The organism is Leifsonia poae, from assembly GCF_027921845.1.
GTDB classification, from domain to species: domain Bacteria; phylum Actinomycetota; class Actinomycetes; order Actinomycetales; family Microbacteriaceae; genus Leifsonia; species Leifsonia poae.
Window position 1 is genome coordinate 41646 of sequence record NZ_BSEN01000012.1, and the last position, 17717, is coordinate 59362.

Genomic DNA, 17717 nt, shown 5'->3' on the forward strand with positions numbered 1-17717 from the left:
CTGAGGTCGTGCTGCTCGATGCGCTCGTGAACACCACGGATGCCGTCGCGTCCACCCGGTCCCGGCTGGCGAAGGTGGAGGCGCTCGCCGGCCTGCTCGCGCAGCTCGAGCCCGACGAGATCGCGCCGGCCGTCGGGTTCCTCCTCGGCAAACCGCGCCAGGGCCGCGTCGGCGTCGGCTGGAGGGGTCTCTCCGCCGCGATGGGCGCGCCCGCCGCCGAATCGAGCCTCACGATCGCCGACCTCGATGCTCTGCTCGACCGGCTGGCCGAGGCATCCGGAGCGGGCTCTGCGGGCGATCGCAGCCGCGAGCTGGGCGAGTTCACCGCGCTCGCGACCGAGCGGGAACAGGACTTCATCACGAGAGCGCTGCTCGGCGACATGCGCACCGGGGCACTCGAGGGCGTGCTCACCGACGCGGTCGCCCGCGCGGCCGACCGCCCCGGCGACGTCGTGCGCCGCGCCGCGATGCTCTCCGGCGACCTCGGCGAGACCGCACGGCTGGCCCTGACCGGTACCGCCGAGGAGCTCGACGCAGTCGGCCTCGTGGTGGGCCGTCCGGTACTGCCGATGCTCGCGGCGACCGCGGCGAGCACCTCCGCTGCACTGGAGACCACCGGTGAGGCATCCGTCGAATACAAGCTCGACGGCGCACGCATCCAGGTGCATCGCGCGGGCGACGAGATCCGGGTGTTCACCCGCAGCCTGGCGGATATCACGCACCGCGTGCCCGAGGTCGTCGAGGTGGTGCGCAATCTGCCGGTGCGCGATGTCATCCTCGATGGCGAGACGCTCTCGCTCGACGAAGACGGCGCGCCCCGTCCGTTCCAGGAGACGATGTCGCGCTTCGGCGCCGACGCGGCGCGCGAGACGGTGCTTCATCCGTGGTTCTTCGACATCCTGCACGTCGACGGGCGCGACCTGCTCGACGAACCCCTCTCGACCCGCCTGGCCGAGCTCGAGCGGGTCGCCGGCGCGCACCGCATCCCCGGCGAGGTCACTGCCGATCCCGAGGTCGCCGAGCGCGTCTCGCGCGACGCGATCGAAGCCGGGCAGGAGGGCGTCGTCGTCAAGGCGATCGGCTCACCGTATGCGGCGGGCCGCCGTGGCTCCAGCTGGATCAAAGTGAAGCCGGTGCACACGTTCGACCTCGTGGTGCTCGCCAGCGAGTGGGGATACGGCCGGCGCAAGGGCTGGCTCTCGAACCTCCATCTCGGTGCGCTCGACCCGACCGGCGAGTTCGGCGAACCGGGCGGCTACGTGATGGTGGGCAAGACGTTCAAGGGGCTCACCGACGAGTTGCTGCGCTGGCAGACCGAGTACTTTCCGCAGATCGAGGTGCGGAGTTCGGCCGGCACGGTGTGGGTGGCGCCGACCACGGTCGTGGAGATCGCGATCGACGGGGTGCAGCGCTCGAGCCGGTACCCGGGCGGCATCGCGCTGCGGTTCGCGCGCGTCAAGCGCTACCGCGACGACAAGCCGGCGAGCGAGGCCGACACGATCCAGACGCTGCGCGCCCTCCTCCGCGAGTAATCCCCTCCACCCCGGTTTTCGTTGAGGGGTGGCAAATCCGCCTAAACACGCCGACAGACCCTGCGTTTGCCACCCCTCAACGAAAGCGGGCCCCTCAGAGCTGCTGACGGTACCAGTCGATCTTCTCGCGCAGGTGATCCTGCTGGCTCCGCAGCCGGTCGATGTCGGCCTGCACCTGAGCGTCGTGCGCTTCGAGCAGGGCCAAACGCTCGCGAAGCGTCGTGTCGTCCGCCGACAACCTGCTGTACTCCTTGAGGTCGGCGATCGGCATCCCGGTGTCGCGCAGACAGCGCACCAGCCCGAGCCAGTCGACGTCCGCCTGCCGGTATCGTCGGCGGCCGCCCGCCGTGCGCTCGATCGGCCCGAGCAGTCCCTCTTTCTCGTAGTAGCGCAGGGTGTCGAGGCTGAATCCGGTGTTCTCGACCACCTCGGCCGGCGTGTAATCCGTCATGGTCACATCCTGCCCTTGATCTGGAGTGGACTCCAGGAGTCAGGCTTGCCCCATGACTGAATCGCCACTCGTCCTCGGCGCCATGATGTTCGGCGTCACCATCGATGAAGACACCTCGTTCGCCATCCTCGACCGCTTCGTCGAGGCCGGAGGCTCCTGGATCGACACGGCGGACTGCTACAGCTTCTGGGCCAGCGACAGCGGCTACGGCGGCGAGAGCGAAGCGCTCCTCGGCCGTTGGCTGAAGGCACGGCCCGGGATGCGCGAACGGGTCAGGATCTCGACGAAGGTCGGCGCCGAGCCCACGGTCGCCGGGGACTGGCCCGCCTCCCGGGAAGGGCTGTCCGCGCGCGCGATCCGAGAGGCCACCGCGGGCAGCCTCGAGCGGCTCGGTACCGATCACGTCGAACTCCTGTGGGCGCACATGGAAGACCGCTCGGTGCCCATCGAGGAGACCGCCGAAGCACTCTCGGCCCTCGTCGACGAAGGCATCGCCGGCAGGATCGGCGCGTCCAATCATCCGGCCTGGCGTGTCGAACGGGCGCGGGCACATCTGGCCGGGCTCGGGGGGCATCCGTTCTCGGCGCTGCAATTGAGCCGCACCTTCCTGTCGACGCGGCCGGGCGCCGTGCCCGCCGGCCAGGACCATCGCTTCGGGCTGATGAGCGACGAGCAGGTCGACTACGCGGTCGAGAACGGCCTCGAGCTCTGGGCATACACGCCACTTCTGAGCGGTGCATACGACAACCCGGCCAAGAAGATCCCCGAGGCGTACCTGCACCCGGGCTCGGACCGCAGGCTGGAAGCGCTCGATCGCGTCGCGTCGGAGCTCGGCGTCGCCCGCGGCCAGGTCGTGCTCGCGTGGCTCGCGGGTGGCAGCCCGGCGATCCGGCCGATCCTCGGCGGCAGCAAGCTCGATCAGCTCGAAAGCGCCCTCGCCGGGGTCGCGCTGCAGCTCTCGGCCGAGCACCGCGCCCTGCTCGACGACGCGGCTGCCTAGCGGCACCTTCGTTGAGGGGTGGCGAACGCGGGCACCATCGGCGTGTTTAGGCCGATTTGCCACCCGTCAACGAAAGGCACCCTGGGGATGGGGGCGCGTGCCGGGATAGCATCGCGGGAAGCCGAAACCCGAGGAGCGCCCATGTCGTCCATCGCCGCCAACCTGGAGTGGCTGTTCACCGAGGCGGGCGACGACACGGCATCGCGCATCCGGGCCGCCGCCGCCCACGGGCTCGACGCGGTCGAGATCTGGGGATGGCGCGAGAAGGATCTCGACGCGATCGCCGCGGCGCTCGACGACACCGGCGTCACGCTGCTGTCGCTGATCGTCGACCCGAAAGCCGACCTCGCCGATCCCGCCACGCACGCCGGCTACCTGGATGACGTGCGCGACTCGCTCGCTGCAGCCCAGCGGCTCGGCTCGCCGTATCTGGTGGCGGTCTCGGGCGACGAGATCGCGGGTGTCGACCGCGCGACCCAGCACGCGGCCATCGTCGACGTGCTGTCGGCGGCCGCCGCCATCCTCGACGGCACGGGGGTGACGATCCTGCTCGAGCCGCTGAACACCCGGGTCGACCACGTCGGCACCTACCTGTCGTCGACCCGCGAGGGGCTGGAGATCGTGCGCGAGGTCGGGTCGCCGAACATCCGGCTGCTGCTGGATGCGTACCACGCACTGATGATGGACGAGGACCTCGCGGAGGCGGTCGGCGGCGACATCGCGCTCGTCGGCCACGTGCAGGTGGCGGATGCCCCGGGTCGCCACGAGCCGGGAACGGGCACGATCGACTGGGAGCGGCAGTTCCGCACGCTCCGCGACCTCGGCTACACCGGGCGGTTCGGGATGGAATACACGCCGACGACCGAGACCGTCGCGTCGCTCGCCGCCGTGGAGGAGATCGCCGAGCGCGTCGACGGACGGGTCCCCCGCCCTCACTGACCGCGAACCTGGACGATTGCCGCATGCAATTTGCGCCCAATGGGCGTACCTTTGCCGAAACGCGATACATCGCGTTTGTACCAGACTGCAGAGGAGCTCAGTGACGCCCATGATGGTGCTAGCCGGAGTGCTGATCGCACTCGCCCTCATCGCCCTCACGGGCATCCTCGTCGGTGTGCTCATCGTTCGGGCGATCTACAAGCGGATCCGCCGCAACCGCGCCCTGAACCATGCCGTGCTCCGCACGCGCACCGCCTTCACCTGGGGCCCGCAGCAGCAGGTGCTCAAGCTCCGGATGCGGCTCAACGACGCGCTCGACAGCGGACGGGCCGCCGTGGACATCGCCCTGCGCGGCTCCGGCCCGCGAGGCGAACTCGTGCGATTGTTCCGCCGGATCCAGGCCGAGGGCTCGACGCTCGACACGCAGCTGCGGCTGATGGAGAGCGAGACCGACACCGCCGTGCTCGCCGCGGAGGTCCCGACCGCACGCGACCGGGTCGAGCAGATGGAGGGGATCGTGCGCCGGTTGCGTACCGCGGTCTCGTCCGGCCTCGGGGAACTCAGCGACGATGCGCTCGTCGCGCTGCGAGCGGACGTCGACCGCGAGGTCGCCGCCCTGCACGCCGGAGTGCAGGAACTGCACACCCTCAACGCCTACGACGGCCTGCCCCAGCCTCGCCGCCAACCATCGACGAACCGACTCTACGGGGGGAACGAATCATGAGCAGCAACACGTCCAGGATGCGCGACATCTTCCGCATCAAGACCTCACGTGCACTCGACAGGATGGAGGACCCCCGCGAGGCCCTCGACGACAGCTACGACCAGCAGGTCCGGATGCTGCAGCAGGTGCGTCAAGGGCTGGCCGAAGTCGCGACGGCCCGCAAGCGCATCGAGCTGCAGGGCCAGGAGATGGGCGCACGCTATCAGCGCCTCGCGCAGCAGGCCCAGGAGGCGCTGACCCAGGGCCGCGAGGACCTCGCCAGAAAAGCACTCGAACGGCGCTCCCTCCTGGAGGGCCAGGTGGCCGCGCTGCGCGATCAGCACGCCATGCTCGAGCGGCAGCAGGCGCAGTTGCAGGAGAACGAGCGCCGTCTCACCGAGCGCCTCGAAGCCTTCCGGGTCGAGAAGGAGACGATGAAGGCCTCCTACACGGCATCGCAGGCGCAGGCCCGGGCGAACGAGGTGGCTGCGGGCATCAGCACCCAGATGAACGACGCCGGGGCGAGCCTCAACCGCGCGAAGGACAAGATCGCGCAGATGCAGGCGCGCGCCTCGGCGACCGAGGAACTGCTCGCCAGCGGCGCCCTCAACGACCTGACGGCGCCGGCCGACTCCGACCTCGAGCGGCAGCTCGCGGCGGGCGCCGCCAAAGCCGACGTCGAACGTCAGTTGCAGTCGATGAAGGATGCGGCCGCGGCCGGCTCCCGCGACGGCGCCGGATCGAACCCCAACGACCCCGACAGCTGGAAGAGTATCGGCCAGGGCTCCAGCGCCCCCTGACATCGCACGCTCAGGCGGTCGGCGGGCGCTCCCGCGCCAGCCGTTCGCCATGGAACATCACGATGCTCGCCGCGATGAGCGCGGCTCCGATGCGGGGAACGAGCTCTTTGGCGACCCCGAGCACGGCGTGGACCACCGACAGCAATCCCGCGTCGACGCCCGTCGCGCCCAGCGTCTGCATCGTGTACGACACCGGGAGGTAGAAGAGGTCGAGTGCCACGGCGGCCACGGTCACGGCGATGCCCCAGCACAGCACCACCCTCGGGGTCAATCGCGTGCGCGTCATCCATCGCCTCCCCATCGAGCCGCAGCAGCATCCGACCACCCTGGCGGAACAACATGACGCGATCAGAGCCTGACGCTTTAACACGTGCGGCGACGCGGACGGACCCGTCCGAATTGCCGCCGTCTACGCGTTGAAGACAATTTGAGCCTGCCGAGCGCTGCATGCAGTCGACAGACGTACGAATACATGCGTTCAACAACTGCCCGGCACAGCGACGGCACGGACGCGGTAAAATCGCTAGGCAGGCTCGCCCCACGCTCGTGGACAGGCGGGCCTTGCTGTTTAAACAATCTGTTGCGGAGACCCCGCCGGATCGTTCGCGGCAAGGTATCGCGTGTACCAGTCCCAGGCGAACTCGTTGAGCGAATGCTTGTTCACGTGGGCGTACGCGGTGTAGGCGACGAGGTCAGCCATATGTGTCCACTGCGATCGCTTCGAGTCGTGAAACATCAGGTCTTCGATGATGTGTCGCGTGTCGAGTGCTAGTGATCGGTGGGCGTAGGGGCAAGCGCCCCTACTCGGCCGAGAGCTGCCCGTCGGCGCGCAGCCAGTCGACGGCCTCGCGCACCGCCTCGAGGCTCGTGTGAGCGGGTGCGTAGCCGAGCTCGTCGCGCGCCTTCCGGATGCTCATCGAATGGCTGCGCGCGATGTGCTCGTAGGTCGTTCGCGCGTCGTCGTCCGCGATCCGGGAACGGAACTCGTCGAACGGGAGGTACTCGATCGACGCGTCGCGTCCGAACCAGCCGGCCGCCGCTTCCGCGAAGCCGCGGAGCGTCAGAGCGCGCTCGGACACGATGTTGTAGAACTCGGTTCGTTCTGAGCGTGGGGCATCGACGGCGAGCGCGAACGCCTGAGCGACGTCGTCTGCGTGCACATGGTGCACCGTTTCGAGCCCGAAGTTCGGGAGCAGCAGCGTGCCGCCGCTGGCGAGGGCCTCCCAGACACCGAGGTCGAGGTTGCCCTGCGGGTTGATGATCTTCCAGCCGGGACCACTGATGTGGCCGGGTCGCAGCACCTGACTCGGAAAGCCGTTCTCGCCCTCGTGCCGCAGCAACGCCTCGATGGCGGCCTTGCCGACTCCGTAGTCGCCCCACGGCGGGCTGCTCTCCGCCTCGGACTCGGTGGCCGGGACCGCCGCGAGCGTTCCGTAGACCCAGATCGTGCTGCACATCACGAGCCGCGAACGACCCCGGATGGCGTCGACGAGCTGCCGCGCGGAGTCGGCGGTGAAGCAGATCATGTCGACCACGACATCCGCGTCGAGCGCAGCAATGCGCGCGCCGAAGGTTCCCTCGGCATCCTCGGCCGTGCGGTCGGCCGTGACGATCTCGACGTGACTCCAGGCCGGGTCGTCCCGGTAGGGAGCGGATGTCCCCCGGCTCACAGCGACGACCTGGTGGCCGGCGCCGACGAGTCGGGGGATCAGGTATCCGCCAACGTGTCCTGTCGCACCGATGACGACGACCTTCATACTGCTCCTCGTGGACGGAAGCGCGCCTGCGCTACCTCTTCTTGACGTTGCTCACGACGTCGGCGGCGTGGTCCTGCGCGTCGCGCTTCGCGTGCTTGTCCGCGCGTTTCTCCTTGAGGGAGCGCGCTGCCGGCGTGGCGGTCGTCTTGCGTGATGATTTCTCGCCCATTGTGATTCCTCCATCGGGAGCCACGATGGCTCGGTAATCCGAAGGCTATGCCCTCGTGGACCGTGCACCTACGGTTCTGCGGGATTCGCGGCCAACGCGCACCTGCGGTGGCCGGGGCACGCGTCAGTTCAGCGGCCGGGTGCCCTCGGGGAGCGCACCGCCGGCGTAGAGCTCCCGCGCAGCATCCTGCAACGCGGTGAGGGCGACCCTCTGCGTCCACGGGCCGTACGAGACTCGGGCGACGCCGAGTTCCTGCAGCCGCGCGGGAGCAACGGAGCCGGGAACGCCGATCACGCTCAGCTTGCGCTCGCCCAGACCGCCGACCAATGTCTCGATCGTCGCTTCATCGAGCAGCCCGGGCACGAAGACGCATGTGGCCCCTTCGTCGAGAAACGCACGACCGCGCTCGATCGCTTCGCGTGCCTTTTCCTCCGCCGGGCGCGGGTCCTCGCCCAGAAAGACGTCGGTCCGCGCGTTGAGAGCGAACCGAACACCCTCGGCGTCGGCCGCGGCCACCGCCGCACGAACAGCGGCGACCGCCTCGGCGAACGGGCGCTTGGCATCTTCCAGATTCGCGCCGACGGCACCGACACCGATCGCCCGCCGGATGGTCGTGCCCGGGTCGCCGTATCCGGCCTCCAGGTCCGCGCTCACCGGCAGGTCGGTCGCGTCGACGATGCGCGCGATCGCGTCGAGCATCAGGTCGAGGGGGATCTTCTCGCCGTCTTCGTAGCCGAAGGACGCGGCGATGGAGTGGCTGGCAGTGGCGATGGCGCGCGTTTCAGGGAGGCCGGCGATCACCGTGGTGCTCACGGCATCCCAGACATTGACGACCTGAAGCAGTTCGGTGGCATCGTGCAAGCGGCGGAGTTCGGTCGCGCGTTCTCGTATGTCGGTCATCTCTGCACCATACGTCCGCGCCCGTGCCTCCGCGAGGCCTCCGCGAGGCCTCCGCGAGGCCCCGGCCCGTCCAGGTGACGACGGCGGGGTGACGACGGTCCGTAGGCTGGGGAGATGGACGACGACGAGCGCCGCCGGCGGGCCGCCGAGCAGGAGCAGCGCGCACTGAGCGCTCTCGAGTCGATCATGAAGGGTGGCGACCTCGGGCAGGAGACCCAGAGCCTCTCCAACGAGTTCACCGACCGCCAGACCGCGCGCCTCGGCGCCTGGTGGCGCCGCCTGTTCCGGCGGAAGCCGCGCGATCCGCAAACCTGAACGATCTCTCATCTTTCCGTTGACCCCGCCTGCGGCCCCTCGGTACCATCGGGACCGTAGGCATGCACCGGGCGTTCTACCGGTGCGCACTCCATGACCCCGCATCCGCGCAGTCCACATCCGCGCATTCCGCTCCGCGCATCCCGCAGCCGCGCACCGGAGATCGAGGCCCGGTCCGTCTGACCGACCGTGGATGCGACATCCGTCGCCCACCGGACGCGGCGAAAGGACAGTCATCATGGATATCGGCGTCGATGAGTCACCGACCGCGCTCGCGCGGTTCGCTCTCGCGCGATCGTGGAAGATCGGCAGGCGCGTCACCGCGTTCACGATCGACGACGCGAAACCGACCAGCTTCGTGGCCGACGAGGTGATCGTCGATGCGGAGGATCGCGACCTGATCGAGCAGCTCATCGCCCGCGGCGGCCGCGTCGTGCGCGACGCCTCCGATCCGGAGCTGCCCAAGCGGTTCCGCCGCGCGGGCCTCGGGCGCGAGGAGCCCGTCGACCCGACCGGCCTCCCCCGCAGCGTGAAGATCCGCTTCGAGCAGCTCCCCGACTCCACGGATGTCGACCTCGGGGCGGTCCTGGAACGGGCAGGTCTCTCGGCGGACCGCATCCGGTACTCGGATCCCGCGGGCCACGCCCTCACCGCACTGATCGCCCCTATGCGCGCGGAGGGCCGCGGCGTCTGGCTCAACGAGGTCGGCGTCGACCACCGCACGCTGCCGCTGCGGCGCCCGACGGAGGGTGCCGGGCTCGTGTTCGGCTCCGACCCGCTCACCTGGCCGTCGATGACCGGGCGCTCGCGGATCGCCGATGCCTGGCAGCTCATCGAGACCCTCAAGCTCACGCGCTTCGCCGGCGGTGGCCCCGTGCTCATCGCCGTCGTCGACAGCGGCTTCTGGTTCGACGCGCCCACCACACCCGGCTCGGGCGGAGCCCAGACGATCAGCGACCTCGGCACCGGCACCCTGCGCTGGAACACGGTCGACGACACCGCGGGGATCCCCACCGGTCCCGGCCGCTCGAGCTATCACGGAACCATGGTCGCCAGCGCGGCCGCCGCCGTCGTCGGAAACACCGCCGGCGCCGCGGGATCCGGCGGCAGTGTGGCGCGTGCCTGCTACTTCTACGACGACCGGACGGCCGATTCCGCGAAGACCGCGATGATCCGGTGCGCCCAGTGGGGCATCCCGCTCGTCGTGTACTCGGGCGGCTTCACCTCCACCGAGCTCTTCTTCGGCACCAGCGCCTGGAACGACACGTTCAACTGGGCGGCCGACAACGGCGTGCTCATGGTGGCGTCGGCGGGGAACGACAACATCGACCTCCCCGACGACTCCGTGCTGCGCCCCGCCACGCGCACCCCGCGGACGCTCACGGTCGGCGCGCTCAATGACGACGGTACGAAGGCGGGCTTCTCGAACTACGGCAGCTCGGTGCAGTTGTGGGCTCCGGGCGTCAACATCCCGGTCGTGCCGACCAACGTGCCGACGAGCCTGGCGGGCTCCCTCGTTTCGGGCACGTCGTTCTCGGCGCCCCTCGTCGTCGGCGTGGCCGCGATGATGCGCGCAGCCAACCCCTCCCTCACGGTCGACCAGCTGCGCGACACCCTGGTGAACACCGGATGGGACGGCGCGGGCCCCGGCGGCAAGGGGCTCGACGCCTACGCGGCGGTCTGGTCGGCCATGTCCGCCAAGATGGCCGAATCGTCGACCGAGAGCGCGCCGGAACGACTGTTCCCGCGCGCCGACGGCACCTTCGAGCCGATCTTCAACTGGGCGGTCAACCGCACCGGCGACCGCGACGAGTTCCTGCTCGATGTCGCCTCGTTCTCCACGGTGACCGTCGACCTGCAGTGGTACGACCGCCTGTCCAAGGTCAGCCTGGCCCTCGAGAGCACCGACCCGAACGCCGTCGATCCGGATGCGGTGGTCACCTCACCCGCCGTTGGCGCCTCCCATCTGACGGCCGACCTGGGCTCCGGACGCTACCGGCTGGTCGTGCGCGGCAGTGGCCCCACGGCGTACGTGCTCTCCGGGCGCATCCGGCCGGGCACCTTGGCGCCCGACTCGTTCGAGGTGAACGACTCGTTCGACACGGCGACGCGCCTGCGGGTCGCCAAGCCGGCGGGACTGGTCTGGCAGGAGTACTTCCGCACCGATCACGGGCCCGGGGTCTTCCCGCTCACGCTGCACAGCCTCGGCGCCGGCCCGGCGACCGCCGATCAGGACTACTTCCACGTCGACGTCCCCGCCTCGATCGGCTCCCTGCAGATCCCGCAGATCTCGATCGGCAGCGACGAGAAGGTCGACGTGACGCTGTACGACAGCGCAAGAACCCCGCTCGTCACCAAGCACGACCGTGCCGTGCAGCTCCTGCTCGAACGCGGCAGATCTTTCTATGTGCGGGTCTCCGGCCCGACGCACACGCGGTACTCGCTCTGGGTGGGGACCAAGCTCGACGGCGACGCCCTGCGCCGCAACTGGCAGGAGGAGCTGCGCATCCTGCCGGACTGGTGGGAGGACGTGCATCCGGACTGGGTCATCGATCCTGAAGAGTTGCGCGGGGTGCTGATCGGGGAGGATCTGCTCGGCGACGGCGAGCTGGTGCTCGGCGCGGGGGTGAGCGCGGAGCTGCCCTCATCGGTGCTGGTGGAGCTCCTCGACGACGCGGGAGAGACCGTGCGCCAGGGCACGGAGGTCGCCGGCCGGCGGTCGCTCGCGCTCGAGGGCCTCGAGCCCGGCGCCTACGTTCTGAGGATCACCTCGGCCGAGGGCGCGCCGTTCGGATTCACGGCGCAACCTCCCCTGCAGCTCGAGTAGGGAGGCATCCGGTTCGGGCGCGGGCCTACGGTTGCTGCAGCGCCGCCGCCTTGCCCGCCAGCACGGCGCGTTCGGCGGCGTTGTCGCACAGTTGCGCCGCCCGTTCGTATTCGACGCGCGCGTCGTCGCGTCGCCCCAGGCGCGCGAGCAGTTCGGCGCGCACCGCCGGCAGCAGGTGGCTGCGCCCGAGCTCGTCGCGTGACGCGAGGTCGTCGACGATCTCCAGACCGGATGCCGGGCCCGACGCCATCGCTACGGCCACCGCGCGGTTCAGCTCGACGACCGGCGACGGGGCGACCTGACCCAGGGCCTCGTAGAGCACCACGATCCGTCCCCAGTCCGTCTCGTCCACCGACACGGCGACAGCGTGACACTCGGCGATCGACGCCTGCAGGCCGTACGGGCCGAGCCCGCGACCGGCTGCCGCCGAGCGGGCGAGCGCCGCGCGGCCTCGCCGGATGGCCGACCGATCCCACCGCCGCCGGTCCTGGTCGGCCAGCAGCACCGGATGCCCGTGCGCGTCGAGTCGCGCGGGAAATCGCGCCGCCGTCAGTTCCATCAGCGCGAGCAGTCCCCACACCTCCGGCTCCGGCGCCAGGCGGGTCAGCACCCGCGCCAGCCGGAGCCCCTCCTCCGCGAGGTCGGTGCGGATCCAGGCGTCGCCGCCCGACGCCGACGACCCTTCGGTGAAGATCACGTAGACGACGCTCAGCACAGAGCCGAGCCGCTCCGCGCGTTGCTGTCGTTCGGGCAGCGCGAACGGGATCTGCGCGGCGGCGAGCGTCTTCTTGGCGCGCGTGATGCGCGCCTGCACCGTGGCCACCGGCACCAGGAACGCCTTAGCGATCTCGTCGGTCGTGAGGCCGCCCACCACCCGCAGGGTGAGGGCGATCCTGGCCTCGCGCGACAGCACCGGGTGGCAGGCCGTGAACATCAGGGCGAGCACGTCGTCGTCGATCGCATCCGGGTCGAACAGCGCGTCGGCACCGGGCGTCGTCTCGTCGAGACCGCGCGCCAGCAGCGCATACCGTTCGTCACCGGCAGCCCTGCGGCGGAAGGCGTCGATCGCCCGCCGGCGACCGACAGCCAGCAGCCAGGCGGTGGGATCGTTCGGGACTCCGCCCGTCTCCCAGCCGACCAGGGCCTCCGCGAGGGCCTCCTGCGCGACGTCCTCGGCGAGCGCGAAGTCGCGGGTGTAGCGGGCGAGTGCGCCGACGATGCGGGCGGACTCCATCCGCCACACCGCCTCGACGGCGCGCCTCGCCTCGCTCACAGCTGCCCGGTGGCCTCGCGCCAGGCGCGCTCCTTCTGGATGTACTCGTTGTCCTGCGGGAATTCGTCGATCGACGGCACCCGGCGGATCTCGGCCTTCGTTCCGGAGGAGTACGGCAGCCGCTTCGCCCACTCGACCGCCTCTTCCTGCGAAGCGACGTTGAGGATGTAGAAGCCGCCGAACAGCTCCTTCGTCTCGCCGTAGGGGCCGTCGGTCACGACGGGCGCCTCACCGGTGAAGTCGACGACAACGCCGTTGGCCGCGTCGTCGAGTCCCTCGGCGGCCAGCAGCACGCCGGCCCGGATGAGCTCGTCGTTGAACTTCCCCATCGCATCGATCATCTCGGTGAAGTCGATGTTCTGGAACTTCGCGAGGCCTTCGTCGGTCGCGCGCATGATGAGCATGTACTTGGGCATGATGTGTGGTTCCTTCTCGGTCTGGAGGGTGCTCTTGTCGACCCTCTCATCCCAAGGTCGAACGCGCGAGAGCGGGATCGACACCAGGCCGGAATTCTTTTCTAGAAGTCGTCCCACTGCGACGTCGCCTGGTTCTCGGGGAGGAATCCCGGACGCATCGGCGCGAGCTTGGCGGAAGACTGCTCGAGATGCTGGGCGAACTCGTCGTCGACGATGTCGTCCCAGTCCTTGTCCGACGGTTCACTCACGAGCTGGCTCGCCGGGCCGAGCAGCACCTCCACGTCACCGAACTCCCCGGTCACCGTGCGCGCGGGAACGAACGCCGTTTCCGACATCCCCTGCCGCGCGAGCGCGCTCGCGTACTCGAGGATGGCGGCGGAGATCCTGTCTCCGGTGTAGAACGCGGTACCCGCGTAGATGACCTTGCGCATACCCGCGAGTCTTACCCCAACCCCGCGGCGACGCCACCCCTTGCGGCACCCGCCCGCGAATGCAGTGCCAGCCCGGAGACGCCGCCGGCCGCGTATGCGCCCCGCTGCCGCTCGGCGCCGTTGCCGTCCGCGAACACGGCGGTGACGAACGTCCTGACCGTCTCCTCGTCGCCGTGTGCGTCGAGCCCCGTGCTCGCGGCCCGCACGAGCGCGTCGATCACGACCGGCGCCGGCTGCATGGTTCCGGATGTCGGATCGAGGAGCTGACCGCGGATACCGTCTCTCGCCGCGTGCCAGAGCGACGCATCCAGAAGCTCGGCCTCCACCACCGGCGGATCTTCCGGTGAGGCGACGAGACCACGGGTCAGGGCGGCGAGGGCGATGCTGCTCTCGACATCCGTCTGCGCGTCGAACACGCGCACCTCCACCGTCGGAAAGCGCTCGGACGGCCGCGCCACCCAGTTGAGAGTGCCCGCGTCCGTGGTGCCACCGACCCCGCGGAGTGCCGCCGTGCGCGCGTCGTAGTCGGCGGCATCCCGGAACCGCGGAGGGATCCCGTACGTCGTCCAGCGTCGGCTGTGGATGGCGCGCCAGCTGTCGAAGCCGGTGTCCCTCCCGCGCCAGAACGGCGAGTTCGCGGAGAGGGCGAGCAGGGCGGGGAGCCACGGACGCAGCCGGTTCATGGCGACGACGGCCGCCTCCCTCGACGGGACGCCGACGTGCACGTGGAGTCCGTTGATCTGGTGGTCGGGGACGATCGCCCGGAACTGCTCGGCGATAGCCCGGTACCGGTGCTCGGGTGAGAGCGCCGCGTCGTCGCGCATAGAGAACGGAGCCCCCGTGCTCGCGGCCAGCAGCCCGAGGCCCCCGGCGGCGGACGCGAGGTCGTCCCGGAACGCCCCGAGCGCGGCGCGCGCCTCCTCGAGGCGGGTGAACACCGGCGACGGATGCTCGATCTGCGACGCGAAGAACTCCCCGGTCGGGCTGCCATGAGACTCGCCAGTTGCACTGCTGCCGGCGCCGCCTCGCGCACCGTCGGCGCCGAGTGCCGCCATCACCGCGCGCGCCGCTTCGACAGGCACGAGGGTGACCGGATCGAGGAGCATGAATTCCTCCTCGATCCCGAACGTTGTCTGCACGTGCGCTCCTGTCCCGGTCGTGCTCCGCACGGTACGCATGACGCAGCGCCCCTGGCAACCCGTTGACGGTGTGAGAATGCGGCGGGAGTGTCGAGACATGACACTTCGCATCACCCCGCGCGGCCCGGTCAGCGCTCAGCTGGCCGAGGCGCTCCGCACCGCTCCCGACCGCGGCATCGCAGCGATGGAGCTCGCGGCCGCGCTCACGAACGACGCGCTCGCCGCCGAACCCGACCTCGTCACCGACGACGACCTCCAGCTCGCCCTGCTCCTCAGCTACGGCCTCTCCTACGGCGATATCGGCGACGCGGATGAGGCGTGGGAGTGGCATCCCGCACATTTGGCCGTGCGCGGCCCGATCGAGCAGTTCTTCGAACGGCAACTGCGCGACCGGGTCGGCTCTGCTGACCTTCCGGAGGCGAACGCGGAGGCGGTCGCGTCGTACCTGTTCGCGCTGACCGCGGACGACAGCGGGCCGAGCCTCTCCCGCTACCTCGCGAAGAAGGCGACGGACGAGCAGGCCCGCGAGTTCGTGATCCAGCGCTCGATCTACACCCTGAAAGAGGCCGACCCGCACTCCTGGGCGATCCCCCGCCTCACCGGGCGCCCCAAGGCCGCTCTCGTCGAGGTGCAGTCCGACGAGTACGGCGGTGGCCGCCCGGAGCGCGTGCACGCCACGATCTTCGCGGGCACGATGCTCGGCCTCGGACTGGACGACAGCTACGGCGCCTACATCGACCGCGTACCGGCGGTGACGCTCGCATCGTTCAACATGATGTCGATGTTCGGCATCAACCGGCGCCTGCGCGGCGCGATCGTCGGCCACCTCGCCGCGTTCGAGATGACCTCCTCGATCCCCAACCGGCTCTACGGGAACGGCTTCCGCCGCCTCGGTTACGGCGAGAACGTCACCTGGTACTTCGACGAGCACGTCGAGGCGGATGCGGTGCACGAGCAGATCGCGGGCCGCGACCTGGCCGGCGGGCTGGCGGAGCAGCATCCGGAACTGCTCGACGACATCGTCTTCGGCGCGAAGGCCTGCCTGTATGCGGACGGCCTGGTCGGCGCCCATCTGCTGGAGCGCTGGCAGGCGGGCGCGAGCTCGCTTCGAGAGGCGTCGGAGGTGGCGGCGTGACCAGCGTGACCGGCACGGCGGGGACGGACGACGAAACACTGATCGTCGCCTGCACCGACGGGCCGCTGCTGGTGCGCGGCCCCGTGCGCCTGGAGGGCTCCGACGGCCGGCTCATCGAGCAGACACGCCGCACCGTTGCTCTCTGCCGGTGCGGCGTGTCCACCATCAAGCCCTTCTGCGACGGCACTCACAAGCTGGTGAACTTCCGCACGGACCCGCAGTTGGAGGAGTGACGCGCTAGGCCGCAGCGGCCGAGCGGAAGTAGTAACCGGCCTCCAGGTCTTCGAGCAGCGTCGGATACGTCGGCGTCCAGCCGAGGAGCTCCTGCGTGACCGCACTCGATGCCGGCACGTCGACCGAGAAGAAGCGGCCGATCCAGCCGAAGTGCTGTTCGGCGTCATCCGGCGCGATCGACACGGTGGGAACCCCTAGACCGCGGCCGATCGCCTCAGCGATGTCGCGCGTCGCGATGCCCTCCTCGCCGACAGCGTGCAGGTTGCTTTCCGCCGGGGCATTCTCGAGCGCGAGCGCGATCATCCGGGCCGCGTCGCGACGATGGACGGCCGGCCACCGGTTGGAGCCGTCTCCGACGTATCCGGATGCTCCGCGCTCGCGGGCGACGCCGACCAGCGTGGACACGTAACCGTGGTCTCCCTCGCCGTGCACCGTCGGCGCGAACCGCAGGCTCACGGAGCGCACCCCGTTGTCTGCGAAGCCGAGCGCGAGGTTCTCGCCGCCACCGCGGGGAGAGTCGGGACCGACCATGGGGGACACGTCCCGCTCGGTCGCCAGACGACCGGGGGCGAGCAGCGCGACGCCGGACGCGAACAGGAACGGGCGATCGGATGCGGCCAGCACGTCGCCGAACGTCTCGACGGCGGCCCGCTCGGTGCGACCGGCGCCGAGGTAGTCGGAGAAGTCGTGGTTGAAGGCGAGGTGGATGACGCCGTCGGCGTTCTCGGCGCCCGCCCGCAGGCTGTCGAGGTCGCCGAGATCACCCCGCTGAACCTGTGCGCCGGCGGCGGTGAGGGCCGCGGCCGAGGCGTCGGACCGGGCGAGCCCGGTCACCCCGTGGCCGGCGGCGATGAGCTCGGGGACGACGGCTGAGCCGATCCAGCCGGATGCTCCAGTGACGAATACCCGCATGGGAGACCTCCTTCTCGTCCGGTCGTCGCGGCCGGGCGGTTGATGTCAGTTACTGTCATCACAGTACACCCTCATGTCAGTCCCTGTCATCACTAGACTGGGATCATGGGACGCTGGGAGCCGGACGCGCGTGGTCGCCTGCGTGCGGCCGCGATCGAGCTGTTCAGCGAACGCGGCTTCGACCAGACCACGGTCGCCGACATCGCGGAACGCGCGGGCGTCACCGAGCGCACCTTCTTCCGTCACTTCGCCGACAAGCGCGAGGTGCTGTTCGAGGGTTCGCAGGTGCTGCAGGCGACCGTCATCGAGGCGATCGCGTCGGCGGAGCCGGGAACGCCCCCGATCGAGACGGTCGCCGCCGCGATGCAGGCCGGCGCCGGCCTCCTTCAGGGCAACCGCGACTATTCGCGGCTGCGCGCCACGGCCATCGCCGCGAATCCGAGCCTGCACGAGCGCGAGCTGCTCAAGCTGGGGCGTCTGGCCGCCGCGGCCGCGGAGGCGCTGCGCGATCGCGGTGTCGCGGAACCCGCCGCCAGCCTGGCGGCGCAGACGGGCGTGACGCTCTTCTCGGTCGGGTTCGAGAAGTGGCTCACCGACGGCGCCGTCGACGACTTCGCGCTGCACATCCGTGAGTCGCTCGCCGAGCTCAAGGCGCTCACCGGCGACGCGTGAGCGCCCGGGCAGTTCCGCGACGATGGCGGGTTGCCCGAGCGCCGCACCCGGCCTACTGTTGGCGCGAACTTCGCCTCGACCAGGCGATGCCTCCGACCCGAAGGAGACCACG

The 17717-nt window shown here is 70.1% G+C and carries 21 protein-coding genes; 10 read left to right on the forward strand and 11 right to left on the reverse strand.

The window, feature by feature from the left end; translation table 11 throughout:
• Positions 1 to 8 precede the first annotated feature (8 nt).
• Entirely contained in the window at positions 9 to 1532 is a 1524-nt protein-coding gene (locus tag PKE84_RS12090) for an ATP-dependent DNA ligase (protein WP_271177502.1), read from the forward strand.
• A gap of 94 nt (positions 1533 to 1626) precedes the next feature.
• On the opposite strand, the gene PKE84_RS12095 is transcribed toward PKE84_RS12090, so the two are convergent.
• Positions 1627 to 1983 carry a MerR family transcriptional regulator gene (locus tag PKE84_RS12095; RefSeq protein WP_271177503.1) on the reverse strand — a complete coding sequence of 119 codons (357 nt, stop codon included), beginning with the start codon at positions 1981 to 1983 and terminating at the stop codon, positions 1627 to 1629.
• 52 nt (positions 1984 to 2035) lie between these two features.
• Here PKE84_RS12095 and PKE84_RS12100 point away from each other — a divergent pair, with 52 nt between their 5' ends.
• The 4 genes from PKE84_RS12100 (at position 2036) to PKE84_RS12115 (ending at position 5425) form a co-directional block, all read left to right on the forward strand.
• Positions 2036 to 2983 (forward strand): aldo/keto reductase, encoded by a 948-nt coding sequence (locus tag PKE84_RS12100; protein ID WP_271177504.1) that lies wholly within the window; start codon positions 2036 to 2038, stop codon positions 2981 to 2983.
• Between the two features lie 141 nt (positions 2984 to 3124).
• The gene (locus PKE84_RS12105; RefSeq protein ID WP_271177505.1) at positions 3125 to 3922 is read left to right on the forward strand and encodes a hydroxypyruvate isomerase family protein; all 798 of its coding nucleotides are present in this window, start codon (positions 3125 to 3127) and stop codon (positions 3920 to 3922) included.
• 109 nt (positions 3923 to 4031) lie between these two features.
• Complete coding sequence (locus tag PKE84_RS12110) at positions 4032 to 4646, forward strand: hypothetical protein (RefSeq protein WP_271177506.1); 615 nt, start codon at positions 4032 to 4034, stop codon at positions 4644 to 4646.
• Positions 4643 to 5425 (forward strand): PspA/IM30 family protein, encoded by a 783-nt coding sequence (locus PKE84_RS12115; protein ID WP_271177507.1) that lies wholly within the window; start codon positions 4643 to 4645, stop codon positions 5423 to 5425. The genes PKE84_RS12110 and PKE84_RS12115 overlap by 4 nt, the downstream gene beginning before the upstream one ends.
• Before the next feature lie 10 nt (positions 5426 to 5435).
• Here the strand turns inward: PKE84_RS12115 and PKE84_RS12120 are convergent, their stop codons facing one another.
• From PKE84_RS12120 to PKE84_RS12140, 5 genes are all read right to left on the reverse strand, one after another.
• Entirely contained in the window at positions 5436 to 5711 is a 276-nt protein-coding gene (locus PKE84_RS12120) for a hypothetical protein (RefSeq protein WP_271177508.1), read from the reverse strand.
• Positions 5712 to 5993: 282 nt separating this feature from the next.
• A complete protein-coding gene (locus tag PKE84_RS12125; RefSeq protein ID WP_271177509.1) occupies positions 5994 to 6125 on the reverse strand; it encodes a hypothetical protein in 132 nt (43 codons plus the stop codon).
• Between the two features lie 100 nt (positions 6126 to 6225).
• A complete protein-coding gene (locus tag PKE84_RS12130; RefSeq protein ID WP_271177510.1) occupies positions 6226 to 7182 on the reverse strand; it encodes an NAD-dependent epimerase/dehydratase family protein in 957 nt (318 codons plus the stop codon).
• 31 nt (positions 7183 to 7213) lie between these two features.
• Positions 7214 to 7351, reverse strand: a complete 138-nt coding sequence (locus PKE84_RS12135) for a hypothetical protein (protein WP_271177511.1) — start codon at positions 7349 to 7351, stop codon at positions 7214 to 7216.
• Positions 7352 to 7474: 123 nt separating this feature from the next.
• Entirely contained in the window at positions 7475 to 8251 is a 777-nt protein-coding gene (locus PKE84_RS12140; protein WP_271177512.1) for an isocitrate lyase/PEP mutase family protein, read from the reverse strand.
• Between the two features lie 114 nt (positions 8252 to 8365).
• Here PKE84_RS12140 and PKE84_RS12145 point away from each other — a divergent pair, with 114 nt between their 5' ends.
• Together PKE84_RS12145 and PKE84_RS12150 are read left to right on the forward strand one after the other, a co-directional pair.
• Positions 8366 to 8566: a hypothetical protein gene (locus tag PKE84_RS12145; protein ID WP_271177513.1), complete on the forward strand. Its 201-nt coding sequence runs from the start codon at positions 8366 to 8368 to the stop codon at positions 8564 to 8566.
• A gap of 238 nt (positions 8567 to 8804) precedes the next feature.
• The gene (locus tag PKE84_RS12150; protein ID WP_271177514.1) at positions 8805 to 11393 is read left to right on the forward strand and encodes a S8 family peptidase; all 2589 of its coding nucleotides are present in this window, start codon (positions 8805 to 8807) and stop codon (positions 11391 to 11393) included.
• A gap of 25 nt (positions 11394 to 11418) precedes the next feature.
• Here the strand turns inward: PKE84_RS12150 and PKE84_RS12155 are convergent, their stop codons facing one another.
• The 4 genes from PKE84_RS12155 to PKE84_RS12170 form a co-directional block, all read right to left on the reverse strand.
• Positions 11419 to 12627, reverse strand: coding sequence for an RNA polymerase sigma factor (locus PKE84_RS12155; protein WP_271177673.1), 1209 nt, complete (start codon positions 12625 to 12627; stop codon positions 11419 to 11421).
• Between the two features lie 35 nt (positions 12628 to 12662).
• Positions 12663 to 13082 carry a YciI family protein gene (locus tag PKE84_RS12160; RefSeq protein WP_271177515.1) on the reverse strand — a complete coding sequence of 140 codons (420 nt, stop codon included), beginning with the start codon at positions 13080 to 13082 and terminating at the stop codon, positions 12663 to 12665.
• A gap of 101 nt (positions 13083 to 13183) precedes the next feature.
• Positions 13184 to 13513, reverse strand: coding sequence for a hypothetical protein (locus tag PKE84_RS12165; RefSeq protein WP_271177516.1), 330 nt, complete (start codon positions 13511 to 13513; stop codon positions 13184 to 13186).
• 11 nt (positions 13514 to 13524) lie between these two features.
• On the reverse strand, positions 13525 to 14652 hold the full coding sequence (locus PKE84_RS12170; protein ID WP_271177517.1) for a carboxylate-amine ligase: 1128 nt from the start codon (positions 14650 to 14652) through the stop codon (positions 13525 to 13527).
• 97 nt (positions 14653 to 14749) lie between these two features.
• Here PKE84_RS12170 and PKE84_RS12175 point away from each other — a divergent pair, with 97 nt between their 5' ends.
• Both PKE84_RS12175 and PKE84_RS12180 read left to right on the forward strand, forming a co-directional pair.
• Positions 14750 to 15787: an iron-containing redox enzyme family protein gene (locus PKE84_RS12175; protein ID WP_373877141.1), complete on the forward strand. Its 1038-nt coding sequence runs from the start codon at positions 14750 to 14752 to the stop codon at positions 15785 to 15787.
• On the forward strand, positions 15784 to 16020 hold the full coding sequence (locus tag PKE84_RS12180) for a CDGSH iron-sulfur domain-containing protein (protein WP_271177518.1): 237 nt from the start codon (positions 15784 to 15786) through the stop codon (positions 16018 to 16020). The genes PKE84_RS12175 and PKE84_RS12180 overlap by 4 nt, the downstream gene beginning before the upstream one ends.
• 4 nt (positions 16021 to 16024) lie before the next feature.
• Here the strand turns inward: PKE84_RS12180 and PKE84_RS12185 are convergent, their stop codons facing one another.
• The gene (locus PKE84_RS12185) at positions 16025 to 16933 is read right to left on the reverse strand and encodes an SDR family oxidoreductase (protein WP_271177519.1); all 909 of its coding nucleotides are present in this window, start codon (positions 16931 to 16933) and stop codon (positions 16025 to 16027) included.
• 105 nt (positions 16934 to 17038) lie between these two features.
• On the opposite strand from PKE84_RS12185, the gene PKE84_RS12190 reads away from it, so the two are divergent.
• Positions 17039 to 17605, forward strand: coding sequence for a TetR/AcrR family transcriptional regulator (locus tag PKE84_RS12190; protein WP_271177520.1), 567 nt, complete (start codon positions 17039 to 17041; stop codon positions 17603 to 17605).
• Positions 17606 to 17717: the final 112 nt, after the last annotated feature.